4 protein-coding genes are annotated in these 4,298 nt (G+C 54.3%); all 4 read right to left on the bottom strand.

Annotated features, from left to right (window positions below):
* Positions 1-2,562 (bottom strand): phage tail tape measure protein (locus OGV77_RS00910; RefSeq protein ID WP_286502537.1); only part of this gene is annotated, 2,562 nt, incomplete at its 3' end.
* Between the two features lie 247 nt (positions 2,563-2,809).
* Positions 2,810-3,172 carry a phage tail protein gene (locus OGV77_RS00905; protein WP_133086223.1) on the bottom strand — a complete coding sequence of 121 codons (363 nt, stop codon included), beginning with the start codon at positions 3,170-3,172 and terminating at the stop codon, positions 2,810-2,812.
* A gap of 62 nt (positions 3,173-3,234) precedes the next feature.
* Positions 3,235-3,717 (bottom strand): hypothetical protein, encoded by a 483-nt coding sequence (locus tag OGV77_RS00900; RefSeq protein ID WP_003832379.1) that lies wholly within the window; start codon positions 3,715-3,717, stop codon positions 3,235-3,237.
* A gap of 33 nt (positions 3,718-3,750) precedes the next feature.
* Complete coding sequence (locus OGV77_RS00895) at positions 3,751-4,152, bottom strand: HK97-gp10 family putative phage morphogenesis protein (RefSeq protein ID WP_286502536.1); 402 nt, start codon at positions 4,150-4,152, stop codon at positions 3,751-3,753.
* Positions 4,153-4,298 lie beyond the last annotated feature (146 nt).

Here is a 4,298-nt window from a genome sequence, read left to right as displayed (position 1 = left end):
CAGTTCGTACTGCTCTTTGTTGATCGCATCGTTCTGGTAAAACGCCTGCAGCAGTGACTGACGCTCGGCCAGTTGATTGCGCAGTTCTGCCAGCGGATCAACCGTCCCGGCGATATCAATCAGAGGGGCAGACATTGCCGCTGCCTGTGCCTGTAACAGTTCACGCACCGTACTTTGAGCCAGCGTGATTCTCGCCGTCTGGTATTCCTTTTCATCCAGAAGACGGGCATTCAGGAGCGACTTCAGCTCCTGGCTCGCTTCACGCTCTTTCGTAAGAGTTGCTCTGGCTGGCGCATACTGTTCTGCCAGTTCGAGGCGCTGTTTCTGATAGTTTTCAGCATTCAGCAGCAAAGTCTTCTGAATATCAGCCTCGCTGGCTCCGTCAGCGCGGGCGGCTTCAAGAAGTTTTCTGGCGCTTTCCTGCTCCTGCAGGTTGATACGTCCGAGACTGGAGGCATGCGCCGCTTCGATTTCACGCCGCAGTTGCTCATACTGGTTAACCTTCGACTTTTGCCCCTTACCAGTATCCCCGCCTTCCCCGGTCCAGGGGGTATCAGGTTTATCACTCCCTGTTTCATTCCCTGGTTTATCCGGCTTCGGTGTGGGATCGGTTTTCCCTGATTTAGCTTGTTCTATGGCCTCTTTGACAATTTTTTGCCGTTCTTTGAGGAGTTTTAACCCCTGCTCAACGGCATCCAGATCCCCTTTGTAGCGGGTTTTATCGTTCTGTACGCCTTTAAGTTGTCCGAACGGATCGAAGCCACTCAATCCATCAATACGGCTTTCCGCATCCTGAATTTCTTTAATCAGTTTATTTCGCTGAATAGCCTGATTCTCAAACTGTTCATCAATGTCCAGCTGCTTCACGTTGAGCTGGTTAAGCGACAGTTTTTTTAGCTCTTCATTCGTTTCAACAACAGCATTTTTCAGGTCAATCGCTGACTGACGGGCATTTTTCGCCTGGTTATGGAAATAGAGCAATGCCGAACCGGCGAGCATCGCTGCGCCCACAGGACCGCCCACCAGTGCCAGCGTCCCTCTGGCCATACCTACTGCTGCAGAGACTGAGCGGGCTGAAACGGAAAGCTGTTTATTGGCTGCATTCAGCTGGCTCTTTGCCTGGGTGGAAAGCAGTGTCTGCTCGGTTTCCTGGCGGATTAAGCGGTTAAACTCGCTCTGGTAACTCACGTTAAGGCCAAATTGCCTGGCGCTTTTCTCCATTTCCCGATAACGCCCGAATTCTGCGTTATTCTGTGCCAGCGTGGCAGCGGTACTTTCCAGCGTTTTTCGCGCCATATCGGCCTGCGCCATCGCGCTGGCCCTGACTGCCTGCTGATGCTCAACCCAGGCACCGATGTTCCCCCTGATACCTGCCGTCAGTTTTGTCGCCAGAACAGGAATCAGTGTATACAGCGCAACGTTGGCGACCGTATTAAAATTATCCGTCAGGCCATTAATGGCATCGGTAACGGTCTGAACACCACTGCGCAGCGGACCGTTTCCGCTCTGCCCTACTTTAATAATCAGACCTTCAAAAGCCGAAGTCAGACTGAGAAGATCGCCATTCAGGTTATTTACCCTGATTTTGGCCTGCTCATGCGCGGTCTGCGTACCGGTCAGGGCGGCGGTCAGCGACTCCACCTTCTCGCGGTTATGCACCAGGATGGATGCCGCGCTGAGGTTTTCCACCCCGAACATCTTTACGGCCTGTTTTGTTGACAGGTTTTTTCCCGCCAGGTTCTCCAGCGCCTGACTCAGCCCGACAACAGAAGGCTTCAGGGTCTTATCGGTTCCCTTCTCCAGATTCAGGATCACGTTGCGCAGCACGGTCCCGGCTTCGCCGCCTTTCACTTCGCGCTCCGCCAGTACCTGTATGGCGGCATTGAGGGTTTCAAAACCCACGCCAGCCTGTGCCGCTGCCACCCCGCCATTTTTAATCGCGGCAGCAGTATCGGCTATCTCCGACGAGCCAAATTTCGCGCCAGCAGCCAGCACGTTGATATACCGGTCGGCTTCACTGGCTCCCGCCCCAAACTGGTTTAATGACAGGGCCAGCGTTCGGGTGGCATCCGGAAGCGTGGTCCCAGCGGCCTGGGCCAGCGTTAACGCACTTTTGGTCGCCGCCGTCAGCCCCGCAGAGGTACTCAGCAGTTCAGGCTTTGCCGAAGCCATCAGCTTAATCGCCTCGGCGGCCTGTGATGCGCTGTATTCCGTTGTGCGGCCCATTTCCTGCGCCGCCTGATCGTACAGTTTCATCTGCGCACTAGTGGCACCGGTGATAGCCTGCAAATCCGACAACGACTGGCTGTACTGCCGCGTGGTGCTGATAATGGTACCAAGCGATAAACCCGCCCCGGCAAAACCTGCCAGCCTGCCTGCCAGCCCCGATACCGAAGCGGAAACACGCTTATAGGCATCCTCCGTCTTTTTCGCATCAGCCTGGGCATTGCGGTTAAACTGGCGTGACTGACTCTCAGCGCTGCCGTAGGCGCTCATCAGCTGCGATTTAAAGTTCGCTGCATTCAGATGCAGCCCAACGGCAAGAGAGGCAACGTCACCCATTACATTAATACCTTCATGACTGCCGCACACTGCGCATCCAGACTCGGGTTCGCAGCCGCGGGTGATTTAGCAGGGGGCGGGTTATTGTCAGAACCTTCTGGCGAAGGCTTTTTGAAAATGCCCTGTTTGAGGAAGAAAGCACGCCAGTGGAAAAGCGTGTCAGCCGGAAGCGCCGCAATTTTTGACGGGTCAGGCTCGCCCCAGCGGTCGGCCAGCCAGAAAATCAGCTCCAGCCAGGGCGAGTCACTCAGTTTTTTTCGGCGGTTTCCAGCTTACCGATGCCGTGCTTTTTCACTTTGTCGATGGCATCCAGAAGCGCAACGTTATCGTGTGCCGCCAGCAGCTCCTTCGCCGTGGGTTTGTCTTTGGCTTTAATCGGGGAGCCGTCAGGCTGAACCAGGCTGTCGATAACAATCTGTACGCTTAGTTCTGACGCCATGCGGGCATTTCCAGAGGTCTGCGCCTCAATGAGTGCATCCTCATGATCAATAAGTTCAGCCGCCGTTAGTCGGCGCAGGTAAACCTTTGTACCGAAGATTTCAGTTTCAGTCGGCGTAGGGTTCGTTTTGAGCAGTGCTTTTTTCAGTGCGGAGAGGCTAAATTCAGACATGGTGTATCCTGTTTTTCAGACGAAAAAAAACCGCCCGGAGGCGATGTATAACGGGAAACAGATTACGCTCCGGCATCTGGCGCCGGGGCGGCAATTCCCCATTTAATGTTGTTTTGCTTACCCTGCACCGTAATCTGGATAACTTCACTGGCAGGCGCGGTGATTTCGTTCATCTGCCAGCCTGAAAGCGCAAGGATCATTGAAGCCGTTCGTTTGTTCGGCAGCTCAATATAAAACTGAACGGTCTTACGCTGCTCTGCAGCATTGAGGAACGCGGTGAAATCTTCGTTTTCCGGATCGTCAATGAATCCCAGCGATTTCTCCGGCCCTTCAGGCAGGTCTGACACCGACTGCTTACTCTTGTCCAGCAGGGTGGTACAGTCGACAAATCCTCCCGTCTGACCTGTCGCACCCAGCGCCTTACAGTTAATCAGAGGTTTCAGCGCCGCCACGGCGGCTCCTACTTCGCCAAACTTCACCACCGTCCCGGCAGGAAGCATTGCGTACTCAGGGGATGATTTTGGCGTGTTATTTTCATCAGCCATAATGATTCTCTCTTAAATAGTGGGCAGCGGTTGCTACCTGTTCTGAATACCATTGCGGATTTCTACGGTCAGAATGCGCAGAACCTGCTGGACGTTGTAATCCAGTGCCGGACGGATGAACGGATCGGCAACCTGTTTCACCGTACCGAACTCCTGAGCCAGCGCTTTCATGTAATGCTTTTTGCTGGGGCCAACCCGAAGGGTGACCACCGTATTTCCGCGACCTTTTCGGGTGGATGAGCGAATTTTGATGGAATCACGCATATGCTCTGCAGAGGACGCATCGTCGAAGCCGGCATGTTGTTTCATGTCTTCTTCAACCACTTTCAGCGCCTCACGCCCTGCATCACGTAACACCTTCATGCCGACCTTTTCACCGAGCGCGGTAAGCTGCCTCTCCAGCTCGTCCAGCCCTTTTACGTCCATAGTGATCATGGTGAAGCGTCCCGGTAGTGAAAGGTAAAATCCCGGACGAGCCGGTACTGAATATTGCCGCTGGTCAGTACCGATTTACTCTGCTGTATTCCACCCCGGACCACATTCTGCACGGGAACCCCCTCCAGTTGGCCATGCACGATAGC

It is taken from the genome of Citrobacter sp. Ce129, from assembly GCF_030334545.1.
Taxonomy (GTDB): domain Bacteria; phylum Pseudomonadota; class Gammaproteobacteria; order Enterobacterales; family Enterobacteriaceae; genus Citrobacter; species Citrobacter europaeus.
Note: the sequence above shows the minus strand (reverse complement) of the source record. Positions and strands in the feature narration are given on the sequence as shown.

Bases quoted from the DNA above. Each gene is read 5' to 3' on its own strand.
- OGV77_RS00900 (WP_003832379.1), bottom strand. From the start codon at position 3,717: ATGGCTGATGAAAATAACACGCCAAAATCATCCCCTGAGTACGCAATG.
- OGV77_RS00905 (WP_133086223.1), bottom strand. From the start codon at position 3,172: ATGTCTGAATTTAGCCTCTCCGCACTGAAAAAAGCACTGCTCAAAACG.
- OGV77_RS00895 (WP_286502536.1), bottom strand. From the start codon at position 4,152: ATGATCACTATGGACGTAAAAGGGCTGGACGAGCTGGAGAGGCAGCTT.